The organism is Capillimicrobium parvum, from assembly GCF_021172045.1.
GTDB classification, from domain to species: Bacteria; Actinomycetota; Thermoleophilia; order Solirubrobacterales; family Solirubrobacteraceae; genus Capillimicrobium; species Capillimicrobium parvum.
Window position 1 is genome coordinate 2,160,256 of record NZ_CP087164.1, and the last position, 12,490, is coordinate 2,172,745.

Genomic DNA, 12,490 nt, shown 5'->3' on the forward strand with positions numbered 1-12,490 from the left:
TGCGTCCTTGCCAGACACGACGATCGCCTCGCCAGAACGAGGTGATCGTCGCCGATCCCGGCACTAGCATCCCCGCGATGCGCTTGGGAGAGCTCGTCGATGCTCCGCTGAGCCCGGCGGCGGCAGGCGTCGAGATCACCGGACTCGCGTTCGACAACCGGACCGCCGGACCGGGGACGCTGTTCTTCTGCGTGCCCGGGTTCACGCGCGACGGCCACGACTTCGCCGCGGACGCGGTGGCGCGCGGAGCGGCGGCGCTCGTCGTCGAGCGCCCCCTCCCCGGGCTTGACGTCCCGCAGGTCCCGGTGCCCGGCGCCCGGGCGGCGATGGCGCCGGTCGCCGCCCGCTTCTACGGGGACCCGACCGCCGCGCTGCAGGTCGTCGGGGTGACCGGGACGAACGGCAAGACGACCTCCTGCTTCCTCATCCGCGAGCTGCTGGAGGCCGGCGGCATCCCGACCGCGCTGCTCGGCACGGTCAAGAGCGTCATCGGCGGCGCCGAGGCCACCCTCGAGCGCACGACGCCGGAGGCGATCGAGCTGCAGCACGCGTTCGCCCGCATGCGCGAGGCCGGCGACCGGGCCTGCGCGATGGAGGTCTCGTCGCACGCGCTCGAGCTGCGCCGGGCGGACGCGATCCACTGGGGGGTGGCCCTTTTCACGAACCTCACGCAGGACCACCTCGACTTCCATCCGACCATGGACGACTACTTCGCGGCGAAGCGGCGGCTGTTCACGGCGGGCCCGGCGGCGTCGGTGGTCAACGTCGACGACGCGTACGGCCGCCGGCTGGCCGACGAGCTTCCCGTGACGACCTTCGCGATCGACCGCGAGGCCGATCTGCGGGCCGTCGACGTGCGCGGGGGCTTCGACGGCAGCGCGTTCGCGATCGTCGGCCGCGACGGCACCCGGCTCGACGTCCGCACCCCGCTGCCCGGCCGCTTCAACGTCGCCAACGTGCTCGGCGCGGTCGCCGTCGCCCGGGCGCTCGGCGTCGACGACGCGACGATCGCCGAAGCGCTGCCCCGCGCCGGCCGCGTCCCCGGACGCTTCGAGCCGGTCAGCGAGGGCCAGGGCTTCGCCGTCCTCGTCGACTACGCGCACACCCCGGACTCGCTGGAGAACGTGCTGCGCGCCGCGCGCGAGCTGACCGACCGCCGGGTGATCGTGACGTTCGGCGCGGGCGGCGACCGCGACCGCGGCAAGCGCCCGCTGATGGGCGAGATCGCCGCGCGGCTCGCCGACGAGGTGATCGTCACCTCCGACAACCCCCGCTCCGAGGACCCGGAGGCGATCGTCGCCGAGATCGTCGCCGGGGCCGGCCGGCCCGTGACGGTCGAGGTCGACCGCGCCCGGGCCATCGCCGACGTGGTGGCGCTCGCCCGCGACGGCGACGTGGTCGTGATCGCCGGCAAGGGCCACGAGCAGGGTCAGGAGTTCGCCGGCGGCCGCAAGGTGCCGTTCGACGACGTCGCCGTCGCCCGGGAGGCGCTGCGTGCGCGCCTGGTCGCCTGACCGCGTCGCCCGCGCCGCGGGCGGCCGGCTCGTGGCGCCCGCGCCGGTGACGACCGGGCCCCGGCGCGTGGTCATCGACTCGCGCGAGGTCACCGAGGGCGACCTGTTCGTCGGCCTGCCGGGCGCGGCGCTCGACGGCGGCGCGTTCGCGGCGCGGGCGCTGCAGGCCGGGGCGTGGGGGACGCTGACGACGCCCGCGCACGCGGCCGAGACGCGCGGCACGACCCCCGGGGCGGTGATCGCGGTCGACGACCCGATCGCCGGCCTGCACCGGCTGGCCACCGAATGGCGCCGCGCGCTCGAGGTGCAGGTCATCGGCATCACCGGCTCGACCGGCAAGACGTCGACGAAGGACCTGCTCGCCGGGATGCTGCGCCCGTACCGGCGGACGGTCGCCACGGCCCAGAACCTCAACACCGAGATCGGCGTGCCGCTGACGATCCTCTCCGCGCCGGCCGACACCGAGGTGCTCGTGCTCGAGATGGCGATGCGCGGCCTCGGCCAGATCGCCGAGCTCGCCGCGATCGCCGAGCCCGACGTCGGGGTCATCGTGAACATCGGGCCCGTGCACCTCGAGCTCCTCGGCTCGATCACCGCGATCGCCGCCGCCAAGGCCGAGCTGATCGCCGGGCTGCGCGGCGGGGGCACCGCGGTCGTCCCGGTCGACGAGCCGCTGCTGGAGCCCTACCACCGCCACGACCTGTCCTGGATCACGTTCGGCCTCGGCGGCGACGTCGCGGACCTCGGCGACGTCCGGATCCCGTTCGAGAGCGCCCACATGCGCCGGAACGCGCTGGCCGCGCTGGGCGCCACGCGGGCGGTCGGCGTGGAGCCGCGCGGGCTCGTCGACGTCGAGCTGTCGGCCCGCCGCGGGCAGCGCGTCGAGCTCGACAACGGGGCGGTCATCCTCAACGACTGCTACAACGCCAACCCGATGTCGATGCGCGCCGCCCTCGACGAGCTCCACCGCGCGCCGGGGCGCCGCGTCGCGGTCCTCGGCGACATGCTCGAGCTCGGTCCCGACGAGATCCGCTTCCACGAGGAGATCGGCGCCTACGCGCGCGAGCGCTCCGACGTGCTCGTCACCGTCGGCCCGCTCGCGGCGCACATGGGCGGCGACTACTCGGTCGCGGACGCCGCGGCGGCCGCCGCGCTCGTCGAGGAGATCGTGTCCGAGGGGGACACCGTGCTCGTCAAGGCCTCTCGCGGGGTCGGACTCGAAGCGGTCGCCGAGGCGCTCTAGGTGGGCGAGGTCCTGATCGGCGGCACGGCCGCGCTGCTCATCTGCGTCTTCTTGAGCCCGCGCTTCATCGCGTTCCTGCGCGTGCGCGAGTTCGGCCAGCACATCCGCGAGGAGGGGCCCGAGGGCCACCACGCCAAGGCGGGCACGCCGACGATGGGCGGGATCATCATCTTCCTCGCCGTCTCGGCCCCGTTCCTGATCCTCAGCGACTACGACTGGCGCGCGGTCGGCGTGTACCTCGCCGCGATGCTGTGCGCGCTGCTGGGCTTCGCCGACGACTACACGAAGATCGTGCGCCGGCGCTCGCTCGGCCTGCGGGCGCGCACGAAGCTCGGCGTCACGATCGCGATCTCCCTGCTGCTCTGGTACATCGCCAAGGAGAAGGCGGGGCTCCCGGCGACGCTCCGCCTGCGGTTCGTCGACGCGCAGGTCGACCTGGGGATCTTCTATCCGGTCCTGATCTACCTCGTCGTCGCCGGCACGACGAGCGCGGTCAACCTCACCGACGGCCTCGACGGCCTCGCCGCCGGGTGTGCGGCGATCGTGCTGCTGGCCTACATCGGCATCACGTTCGTCACGACCGGCCAGAAGGACCTCGCCCTGTTGTGCGCGTGCCTCGTCGGCGCGTGCATCGGCTTCCTGTGGTTCAACGCGTTCCCCGCGACGATCTTCATGGGCGACACCGGCTCGCTCGGCCTGGGCGGTGCGATCGCGGGCATCGCGGTCATGACGAAGACCGAGGTGCTGCTGATCCTGCTCGGCGGCATCTTCGTCATCGAGGCGCTGAGCGTGCTCATCCAGGTCTTCTCGTTTCAGACGTTCCGCAAGCGCGTGTTCCTGATGGCGCCGATACACCACCACTTCGAGCTGATGGCGTGGTCGGAGACGAAGATCATCCTGCGCTTCTGGATCATCGCCGCCGTCTGCGCGGCGATCGGCTTCACGATCTATCAGCAATCCCTCTCGTAGGAGTCCGTCGCGCCGCGTCGAATGCGGCATGGATGGCCAGAACTCGCGCCGCCGCCCGCGAGCAGCCCGTGGAGCACAGGATCCTGCTCACGGCGACGCTCTGCCTGCTCGCCGCCGGCGCGGTGATGGTCTACAGCGCCTCGTCGGCGCGCACGCTGCTCGAGGGCCAGGGCGACGGCACCGCGTACCTCGTCAAGTACGTCATGTGGGGCGTCGTGGGCATCGTGATCATGCAGGTCGTGGCGCGCATGGACCTGCGCCGCGTCCGCGACCTCACGCCGATGCTCGTCGGCGTCTCCGTCGTGATGCTGCTCGCGGTGAAGGTCCCGGGCGTCGGCGTGCAGGTCAACGGGGCGACCCGCTGGCTGGGCGCCGGGCCGCTGCAGTTCCAGCCGAGCGAGCTGGCGAAGATCGCGCTCGTCCTCTACGCGGTGCGGCTGATCTCCGAGAAGCCGAAGCTCGTCCTCACGCTCAAGGGCATCTTCCGGCCGCTCGGGATGGTGGTGGGCGCGTGCGCTCTGCTGATCGTCTCGCAGCCGGACCTCGGCACGTTCCTCGTCATCGCGTTCACGTTGACCGCGGTCCTCGTGGCGGCGGGGATGCCGCTCAAGCTCCTGGGCAAGTGCCTGCTCGTCGGCGTCCTGCTCATCGGGCTGTTCGCGCTGCTCGAGCCGTACCGGCGCGACCGCCTCACCGCGTTCATCGACCCGTGGGCGCACGCGGACACGATCGGCTACCAGTCGGCGCAGGGCCAGATCGCGCTCGGGTCGGGCGGGTTCCTGGGCCGTGGTCTGGGCGAGTCGGTCCAGAAGATCTTCTTCCTGCCCGAGGCCCACACGGACTTCATCCTCGCGGTGATCGGCGAGGAGCTCGGCGTGGTCGGGGTGTGGGCGCTGCTGTTCCTCTACGGGCTGATCGCGTACGCGGGCCTGCGGGCGGCGAAGGCGGCGAAGGGCGCGTACGCCTCGCTGCTCGCGGTCGGCGTGACCTCGCTGATCCTGTGCCAGGCCCTGCTGAACCTGTTCACCGTGCTGGGCATGGCGCCGTTGACCGGCGTGCCGCTGCCGTTCATCTCCTCGGGGTCCTCGTCGCTCATCGTGCTGCTGGCCGGGATGGGCCTGCTGCTGAACGTCTCGTCGGGGCGCACTGCGCATCTGATGCCGGTTCGGTCAGGATCGAGGGATGACGAAGGTGCTGATCGCCGCCGGGGGAACGGCCGGCCACGTGGTGCCCGCGCTGGCGGTCGCCGGCGCGCTGCAGGCTGACGGCGCCGAGGTCGCCTGGGTCGGCGGGGAGCGGGCGGAGGCGTCGCTCGTGCCGGAAGCGGGGATCCGGTTCCTGCCCGTCAGGGTGAGCGGGCTGTCGCGCTCGAATCCGCTGAAGGCGGCGCGGGCGGTGCTGCAGGCGTTCGGCGCGGTGGCGGCGGCGTGGCGGATCCTCGGCCGCGAGCGGCCCGACGCGGTGCTGGGCGGCGGCGGCTACGTCGCCGGGCCGGTCGGTCTCGCGGCGGTGCTGCGGCGCGTACCCCTCGTGCTGACCGAGGCCGACTCGCACCTCGGGCTGACGAACCGGCTGCTGGCGCGGTTCGCGCGGCGGGTGTGCCTGGCGTTCCCGATCGACGGTCGCGACGAGCCGCGGTTCCGGGTGACCGGGCGGCCCGTGCCGGCGCCGTCGACGGACCGGGCGGCGGCGCGGCTGCGGTTCGGCATCCCCGACGACGCGGTGTGCGTGCTCGTCTTCGGTGGCTCGCTCGGGGCCAGGACGATCAACGATGCCGCGGTCGCGGGGCTGGCCGACGCGGGTTGCTGGGTGCTGCATGCGTCGGGGCATCGCGACTTCGACGAGCTGCGGGCGCGGCTGGGCGCGCCGCCACGCTACGTCCTCGAGCCGTACATCCAGCCGTTCGGCGACGCGCTCGTGGCGAGCGACCTGGTCGTGGCGCGCTCGGGGGGCTCGATCTTCGAGATCGCCGCGCACGGGCGGCCGGCTCTGCTCGTGCCGTATCCGCACGCGGCGGCGGACCACCAGACCGCGAACGCGCGGTGGATGGTGGATTCGGGGGCGGCGGTGGTCGTGACCGACGCGGAGCTCAGCGGGGCGCGGCTGCGCAGCGAGGTGGACCGGCTCCTGGCCGAGCCCGCCCGCCTGGCCGCGATGGCGTCGGCGTCGGCCGGGCTGGCCCGCGTGGACGCGGCGCGCGAGATCGCGCGCGAGGTGCTCAGCGCGGCCGGGCGGGGCGGGTGAGCTCGGGGGTGGTTCGTCTCATCGCCGGTCGGTGGTGGTGAGACTCGCCACGAGGTCGTCGCCGATCTCCGGAAGGCCGCGGTGGCGGCGGATGTCGTTGCGTGCCTCGATCATCTGCTCGATGTCGGTGTCCTCGACCTCGGCCTGGGCGGCGCAGGAGCGCTCGAGCGGGCCGGCTCGGTCGCCGAAGCGCTCGTGCCGGCGCGGCTGCGCGAGGCTCATCACCAGCGTCAGCAGGATCCCGAACGACCCGAGGCCGACCACCACGAGCGGCTCCATGACGCGCAGCCTACGCCTCGCGCACGCCGGGCGTGACCGCCGCGTCCGGCGAGGAACGCCGGGCGCGCCGTACGATCTCGGGCCGTGACCGACCAGCCCTGGACCGGACGGCGGGTGCACGTCCTCGGCATCGGCGGGGCGGGCATGAGCGCGTACGCCCTCGCCGCCCAGGCGCTGGGTGCGACGGTGACCGGCTCCGACCGCGCGTCGTCGCCGTACCTCGAGCGGGTGCGGGCGGCGGGTATCGCCGCGGTCGTCGGCCACGACGGCGCGAACGTGCCGGCGGGCGATGGCGTCGAGGTGTTCGCGTCGACCGCCGTGCCCGCGGACAACCCCGAGGTGGTCGCGGCGCACGCGCGCGGGCTGGAGGTCCGGCCGCGCGAGGACCTCCTCGCCGAGCTGACCGCGCTACGGCGCACGATCGCGGTGGCCGGGGCCCACGGCAAGACGACGACCTCGGCGATGGTCGCGCACGTGCTGCTCGAGTGCGGGCTGGACCCCGGATACCTCATCGGCGGGGTCGTGCGGTCGACCGGCAGCAACGGCGCGTGGGGCGGCGGCGAGTGGCTGGTCGTCGAGGCCGACGAGTCCGACCGGTCGATGCTGCGGCTGCACGTCGACGTGGCGGTCGTGACGAACGTCGAGCTCGACCACCATGCGACGTACGCTGATCTCGACGAGCTCGAGGACTGCTTCCGGGCGTTCCTGCGCGGCGCACCGCAGGCGATCGTCTGGAGGCGCCCCGAGCTTCTGGCCCTGCGCGAGAAGCTCCCGGTGATCGCGTACGACGTGGACGACGCGGACGCGGCGCTGTCGGCGCAGGGGTCGCGGTTCGCGTGGCGCGGTGAGGAGGTCGTGCTGCGGGTGCCGGGCATCCACAATGCGCGCAACGCCGCGGCGGCGCTCGAGGCCAGCGCGCTGGTGGGGGTCGCCCCGGCCGACGCCGTACGGGCCATCGGCACGTTCGCGGGGGCGGGCCGGCGCTTCGAGCGGCTGGGGGAGACCGCATGGGGCGCGCTCGTCGTCGACGACTACGCGCACCACCCCACCGAGGTGGCGGCGACGATCGCCGCGGCGCGCACCCTCGGCGCGGGCCGGCGGGTGGTGGCGATCTTCCAGCCGCACCTGTACTCGCGCACGCAGGCGCTGGCGGGCGACTTCGGCACGGCGCTGCGGGGGGCCGACGAGGTGGTGCTGCTCGACGTCTACCCGGCCCGCGAGCGGGCCGAGGACTTCCCCGGGGTCAGCTCGCAGCTCGTCGTGTGGGCCACGGACGACCGCGCGCACTGGTGGCGCCGTCCCGAGAGCGCGCCGGGCCTGCTCGAGAAGCTGTCCGGGCGGGGCGACGTGCTGCTGTTCATGGGCGCCGGGGACATCGACCGGCTGGCACGGTCGTTCGTGGTCTGACGCGCAGGCAGGACGTCGCCCGTCGAGGGCGAACATCGGATCGATGGTCGCCGCCGCCCGCCATCTCCGGCCTCCGCGCCTGCGCGCGCGCGCCTGGGTGCTCCTCGCCTTGCTGCTCGCCGCCGCCGCGTTCGGCGCGTGGCTGTGGGTCCGCGACTCGAGCCTCGTCCGCGTCGAGCAGGTGACGGTCAGCGGTGCGACGGGCGCCGAGGCGCCGGAGGTCCGCCAGGCGCTCGACCAGGCCGCGCGCGAGATGACGACGCTGCACGTCGACACGGGCCGGCTGCGCAAGGCGGTGGCGATGTACCCGCAGGTCAAGGACCTCCGCGCCGAGGCCGACCTCCTGCACCGCCTGAACATCGAGGTGATCGAGCGCCCGCCGGTCGCCGCCCTCAGCGTGGACGGCAAGCGCACGCCCGTCGCGGCCGACGGCATGCTCCTGCAGGGTCGCCTGTCGCCGGCGGGGCTGCCGGTCGTCAAGGTGCCGGCCCTGCCCGCCGGCGGCCGGGTCACCGGCGGCCAGACCTTCCGCGCGCTCGACGCGATCGCCGCCGCGCCCGCCGCCCTGCGCCGTCACATCGCGCGCGTGCAGATCGGCCGGACCGGGATCGAGGCGGTCGTCGAGCGCGGTCCCCGCATCCTCCTGGGCGACGGCTCACGGCCCCGCGCGAAGTGGATCGCCGCCGCCCGCGTGCTGGGCGACCGCGACGCGGCGGGCGCCACCTACATCGACGTCCGGCTGCCCGAGCGGCCGGTCGCCGGAGGGCTGCCGACGAGCGCGACGGCCGATCCGGCGCAAGCCTCGACCTCGACTGGAGCCTGACTCCCGAATCGGCGGCACTCTCGCGCGGCCATCGAGACTTCGCGCTTTTGCAACGATCGTTGCGACGCTAGTCTTCGCGTTGACTTTTCGGAAACGCCGTGCATACCGTGCTTTCAGCGTTTTCCCCGGAAAGCGCGAGAAAACTCTCAACGCTATCTAGAGACTCGGACACACCTTCATGGAGAGCAGCGGCAGCTACCTGGCCGTCATCAAGGTCGTCGGCGTGGGCGGCGGCGGAACCAACGCCGTCAGCCGCATGGTCGACGCGGGCCTGCGCGGCGTCGAGTTCATCTCGGCGAACACCGACTCTCAGGCGCTCCAGATGACGGAGGCCGACATCAAGCTCAACATCGGTCACGACCTCACGAAGGGGCTCGGGGCCGGGGCGAACCCGGATGTCGGCTACGGCGCGGCCGCGGAGTCGCGCGACGACATCAAGGAGGCGCTCAAGGGCGCCGACATGGTGTTCGTCACCGCGGGCGAGGGCGGCGGCACCGGCACCGGCGCCGCGCCCGTCATCGCGGACATCGCGAAGAACGAAATCGGCGCGCTCACCGTCGGCGTCGTGACGAAGCCGTTCGAGTTCGAGGGCACGCAGCGCACGCGCCAGGCCGAGGAGGGCATCCAGCGCCTGCGCGAGGTCGTGGACACGCTCATCGTGATCCCGAACGAGAAGCTGCTCGCCGTCATCGAGCGCCGCACCTCGATCCTCGACGCGTTCCGCGAGGCCGACAACGTCCTGCGCCAGGGCGTCCAGGGCATCACCGACCTCATCACGATCCCGGGCCTGATCAACCTCGACTTCGCGGACGTCCGCACGATCATGCACGACGCCGGGTCGGCCCTCATGGGCATCGGCACGGCCGGCGGCGAGAACCGCGCGGCCGAGGCGGCCAAGATGGCGATCTCCTCCCCGCTGCTCGAGGAGTCCGTCGAGGGCGCCACCGGCATCCTGCTGAACATCACCGGCGGTCAGGACCTCGGGCTGTTCGAGGTCAACGAGGCGGCCGAGATCGTCAACACCGCGTCGGACGCGTCGGCGAACATCATCTTCGGGGCGGTCATCGACCCGGCGATGAGCGACGACGTGCGGGTCACCGTGATCGCGACGGGCTTCGACCACGGGCGCGCCCGCCCGTCGTCGGCGCGCGAGGAGACCCGCACCCGGCGGCGCGACCGCGACGTGCGCATGGACGAGCGCCAGCGGTCCTCGCTGGAGATCTCCGACGACGACATCGACATCCCGCCGTTCCTGCGCTGACCTCGGGCACGTAGCCGCGCCGCGGGGCGAGCCGGTCTCCGTCGGGCCCGTCCCGTCTACGTGCGCGACGCGACGTTGCACGGCACTCCCATGCGAGCGCGCACGCGCCAACTGGACGTGGCCGAACCGTCTCCAATACCCTGCACGGACGACTTCAAACGTGAAAAACGTTGGTTGGAGTCGCTAACGACCCACCCCGAATGATCCGATAACGCACTCATGAAGACGATGACGCTCAAGGAGCTCGCCGAGCATCTTCAGGCGCTCAAGGCCTCCAGGGAGCAGGACCTGGACGAGTTTCTCACCGACCTCCTGGTCCACTCCTATCCGACGAAGACGATCCAGAACGCATGACGCGGCGGGCCATGCCCCCGATGGTGCGTCGCCCATAGGTCCCGCAGGGGCCGCCAGTCGTCGGCACCGATAGCGCGGCCCGCCGGCCGTTGCGCTCGAGCCCGCCTACGCGTGAGCCCCGGGGACCCCGGGGCCGCTGACGGGCGCCGCGGCGGCCGCCAGGGCCGCTGCTAACGTCCGCCGCCGATGGGAGCCGCCCCCGACACCGCCCTGCGGCGCACGCCGCTGTTCGACCGCCACCGCGACGCCGGCGCCCGGCTCGTCGCGTTCGCCGGCTGGGAGATGCCGGTCCAGTACGGCTCGGTCCGCGACGAGCACCTCGCCGTGCGCACGTCGGCGGGCGTGTTCGACGTCTCGCACATGGGCGAGATCGAGACCTCCGGCCCGCAGGCCACCGCGCTGCTGCAGCGCCTCGTCACCAACGACGTGGAGCGCGTGCCGGTCGGCGGCGCGCAGTACGCGCTGCTGTGCCGCGAGGACGGCGGCGTCCTCGACGACCTCTTCTCCTACCGCCTCGAGCCCGACCGCTGGCTGACCGTCACCAACGCGGCCAACCACGAGAGCGACCTCGCCTGGTTCCAGCGCCACGCCGAGGGCTTCGACGCCACGGTGGCCGACCGCGCCGCCGACTTCGCGATGCTCGCCGTCCAGGGCCCGCTGGCCCGGGAGATCACGGGCGCGGTCGCGGGCAGCCCGCTGCCGGCGCGCATGTCCCTGGGCGAGCGCCGCATCGCCGGGGCCGACGCCCTCGTCTGCGGCACCGGCTACACCGGCGAGGACGGGGTCGAGCTGCTGCTCGATCCCGCCGACGCGCCGCGCGTCTGGGACGAGCTCGTGCGCCGGGGCGCCCGGCCCGCCGGCCTCGCCGCACGCGACACCCTGCGCCTCGAGGTCTGCTTCCACCTGTACGGCAACGAGCTGGGCGAGGATCGCGGGCCGATCGAGGCCGGGCTCGGCTGGGCGTGCCGCGAGGACACCGGCTTCATCGGCGCCGATGCCGTGCGTGCGGTCCGCGGGGCGGGCCCGGCCGAGCGCCTCGTCGCCTTCACCGTCGACGAGGGCATCGCGCGCCAGGGCAACCCCATCGCGGGCGGCGGCGTGGTGACGAGCGGCACGATGTCGCCGTCGCTCGGCGTCGGGATCGGCATGGGGTACGTGCCCGCCGACCGGGCGGCCGAGGGCGCGCGCCTCGAGATCGACGTTCGCGGCAAGATGCGTCCCGCCACGGTGCGCGCCAAGCCGCTGTACCGCCGACCGGACCGATCGGAGACGACCCATGGCTGAAGCCTCCTACCCTGACGACCTGCTCTACCACCCCGAGCATGACTGGGTGAGCCTCGACGGCGACACCGCCACGTTCGGCATCACCTGGTACGCCCAAGACGCGCTCGGGGAGGTCGTCTTCTTCGACCCGCCCGAGATCGGCTCGTCCGTCAAGAAGGACGACCCGTACGCCGAGGTCGAGTCGGTCAAGGCGGTCTCGGACGTCATCGCTCCGCTGTCGGGCGAGATCGTCGAGGTCAACACCGCGCTCGGCGACGCGCCCGACGCGATCAACGACGACCCGTACGGCGCGGGCTGGCTCGTCAAGGTCAAGCTGTCCGATCCGGGCGAGACCGAGCAGCTGCTCGACCAGAAGACCTACACCTCGAGCCTGGGGTGAGCGCGCGCCCGCTCTACGAGCGGGTGGTCCACCGGCTGGAGGAGCTGATCCGCACCGAGGAGCTGCGGCCCGGCGACCGGCTGATGACCGAACGCGAGCTCGCGACGAAGCTCGGGGTCAGCCGCACGTCGATCCGCCAGGCCCTCACGGCGCTGCGCGTCCGGGGGATCGTCGAGGTCCGCCACGGCGACGGCATCTACCTCGTGCAGGAGTCGAGCGACCTCGTCGGGACGCTCGCCGAGGGGCTCATCGCCAGTCACGCCCACCTGCCGGCGATCAACGAGGTGCGCGAGGCGGTCGAGCCGCGCGCGGCGCGCCTGGCCGCGCGGCGGCGCACCGGCGAGGACCTCGCCGCGATGCGCGCCGCGCTGGACTCGATGCGCGAGGAGATCGCGAAGGGCGAGCCGGGGTTGCGGGGTGACAGCGCGTTTCACCACGCGCTGATCGCCGCGGCGCACAACGAGGTGCTCAGCGCGATGTACGAGCACCTGGCGCCCGGGCTGTCGCAGTCGTCGCAGGCGTCCCTGGTCCGTCCGGCGCAGCCGGAGCGCTCGTTGCGCGAGCACGAGCAGGTGCTCGAGACGATCGAGCGCGCCGACGAGGAGGGCGCGGAGCTGGCGATGCGCCTCCACGTGCGCGACTTCTCGGACCTCGAGATGGTCGACCACGATTGAAGGCCGGCTGGTCCGTCGGGCAGGGTGGATAGGATTGGTCCATCCACTGGGAGGGTGGC

13 protein-coding genes are annotated in these 12,490 nt (G+C 73.2%); 12 read left to right on the forward strand and 1 reads right to left on the reverse strand.

Annotated features, from left to right (window positions below):
- The first annotated feature begins 77 nt into the window (after nt 1-77).
- The 5 genes from DSM104329_RS10710 to murG are packed head-to-tail and all read left to right on the forward strand — an operon-like array spanning nt 78 to nt 5,970.
- Nucleotides 78-1,514 carry a UDP-N-acetylmuramoyl-L-alanyl-D-glutamate--2,6-diaminopimelate ligase gene (locus DSM104329_RS10710; protein ID WP_259315427.1) on the forward strand — a complete coding sequence of 479 codons (1,437 nt, stop codon included), beginning with the start codon at nt 78-80 and terminating at the stop codon, nt 1,512-1,514.
- Nucleotides 1,495-2,757: a UDP-N-acetylmuramoyl-tripeptide--D-alanyl-D-alanine ligase gene (locus DSM104329_RS10715; protein ID WP_259315428.1), complete on the forward strand. Its 1,263-nt coding sequence runs from the start codon at nt 1,495-1,497 to the stop codon at nt 2,755-2,757. Before DSM104329_RS10710 ends, DSM104329_RS10715 begins: the two co-directional genes overlap by 20 nt.
- Complete coding sequence (mraY, locus tag DSM104329_RS10720; protein ID WP_259315429.1) at nt 2,758-3,726, forward strand: phospho-N-acetylmuramoyl-pentapeptide-transferase; 969 nt, start codon at nt 2,758-2,760, stop codon at nt 3,724-3,726.
- Between the two features lie 32 nt (nt 3,727-3,758).
- Nucleotides 3,759-4,991, forward strand: coding sequence for a putative lipid II flippase FtsW (gene ftsW, locus DSM104329_RS10725; RefSeq protein WP_259315430.1), 1,233 nt, complete (start codon nt 3,759-3,761; stop codon nt 4,989-4,991).
- Nucleotides 4,909-5,970 carry an undecaprenyldiphospho-muramoylpentapeptide beta-N-acetylglucosaminyltransferase gene (gene murG / locus DSM104329_RS10730; protein WP_259315431.1) on the forward strand — a complete coding sequence of 354 codons (1,062 nt, stop codon included), beginning with the start codon at nt 4,909-4,911 and terminating at the stop codon, nt 5,968-5,970. Before ftsW ends, murG begins: the two co-directional genes overlap by 83 nt.
- Before the next feature lie 18 nt (nt 5,971-5,988).
- On the opposite strand, the gene DSM104329_RS10735 is transcribed toward murG, so the two are convergent.
- Complete coding sequence (locus DSM104329_RS10735; protein WP_259315432.1) at nt 5,989-6,249, reverse strand: hypothetical protein; 261 nt, start codon at nt 6,247-6,249, stop codon at nt 5,989-5,991.
- An 84-nt stretch (nt 6,250-6,333) separates the two neighbouring features.
- Here DSM104329_RS10735 and murC point away from each other — a divergent pair, with 84 nt between their 5' ends.
- The 7 genes from murC (at nt 6,334) to DSM104329_RS10770 (ending at nt 12,431) form a co-directional block, all read left to right on the forward strand.
- The gene (gene murC, locus DSM104329_RS10740; RefSeq protein ID WP_259315433.1) at nt 6,334-7,656 is read left to right on the forward strand and encodes a UDP-N-acetylmuramate--L-alanine ligase; all 1,323 of its coding nucleotides are present in this window, start codon (nt 6,334-6,336) and stop codon (nt 7,654-7,656) included.
- A 43-nt stretch (nt 7,657-7,699) separates the two neighbouring features.
- Nucleotides 7,700-8,479 carry a cell division protein FtsQ/DivIB gene (locus tag DSM104329_RS10745; RefSeq protein WP_259315434.1) on the forward strand — a complete coding sequence of 260 codons (780 nt, stop codon included), beginning with the start codon at nt 7,700-7,702 and terminating at the stop codon, nt 8,477-8,479.
- Nucleotides 8,480-8,657: 178 nt separating this feature from the next.
- A complete protein-coding gene (ftsZ, locus tag DSM104329_RS10750; protein ID WP_259315435.1) occupies nt 8,658-9,740 on the forward strand; it encodes a cell division protein FtsZ in 1,083 nt (360 codons plus the stop codon).
- 219 nt (nt 9,741-9,959) lie between these two features.
- Nucleotides 9,960-10,094 (forward strand): hypothetical protein, encoded by a 135-nt coding sequence (locus DSM104329_RS10755; RefSeq protein WP_259315436.1) that lies wholly within the window; start codon nt 9,960-9,962, stop codon nt 10,092-10,094.
- Nucleotides 10,095-10,280: 186 nt separating this feature from the next.
- Entirely contained in the window at nt 10,281-11,378 is a 1,098-nt protein-coding gene (gene gcvT, locus DSM104329_RS10760) for a glycine cleavage system aminomethyltransferase GcvT (protein WP_259315437.1), read from the forward strand.
- Nucleotides 11,371-11,757: a glycine cleavage system protein GcvH gene (gene gcvH, locus DSM104329_RS10765; protein WP_259315438.1), complete on the forward strand. Its 387-nt coding sequence runs from the start codon at nt 11,371-11,373 to the stop codon at nt 11,755-11,757. Before gcvT ends, gcvH begins: the two co-directional genes overlap by 8 nt.
- Nucleotides 11,754-12,431: a FadR/GntR family transcriptional regulator gene (locus DSM104329_RS10770; RefSeq protein WP_259315439.1), complete on the forward strand. Its 678-nt coding sequence runs from the start codon at nt 11,754-11,756 to the stop codon at nt 12,429-12,431. Before gcvH ends, DSM104329_RS10770 begins: the two co-directional genes overlap by 4 nt.
- Nucleotides 12,432-12,490: the final 59 nt, after the last annotated feature.

Coding starts and splice junctions, on each gene's coding strand:
- DSM104329_RS10710 (WP_259315427.1), top strand. CDS start 78: ATGCGCTTGGGAGAGCTCGTCGATGCTCCGCTGAGCCCGGCGGCGGCA.
- ftsW (WP_259315430.1), top strand. CDS start 3,759: ATGGCCAGAACTCGCGCCGCCGCCCGCGAGCAGCCCGTGGAGCACAGG.
- murG (WP_259315431.1), top strand. CDS start 4,909: ATGACGAAGGTGCTGATCGCCGCCGGGGGAACGGCCGGCCACGTGGTG.
- DSM104329_RS10735 (WP_259315432.1), bottom strand. CDS start 6,249: ATGGAGCCGCTCGTGGTGGTCGGCCTCGGGTCGTTCGGGATCCTGCTG.
- DSM104329_RS10745 (WP_259315434.1), top strand. CDS start 7,700: ATGGTCGCCGCCGCCCGCCATCTCCGGCCTCCGCGCCTGCGCGCGCGC.
- ftsZ (WP_259315435.1), top strand. CDS start 8,658: ATGGAGAGCAGCGGCAGCTACCTGGCCGTCATCAAGGTCGTCGGCGTG.
- DSM104329_RS10755 (WP_259315436.1), top strand. CDS start 9,960: ATGAAGACGATGACGCTCAAGGAGCTCGCCGAGCATCTTCAGGCGCTC.
- gcvT (WP_259315437.1), top strand. CDS start 10,281: ATGGGAGCCGCCCCCGACACCGCCCTGCGGCGCACGCCGCTGTTCGAC.
- gcvH (WP_259315438.1), top strand. CDS start 11,371: ATGGCTGAAGCCTCCTACCCTGACGACCTGCTCTACCACCCCGAGCAT.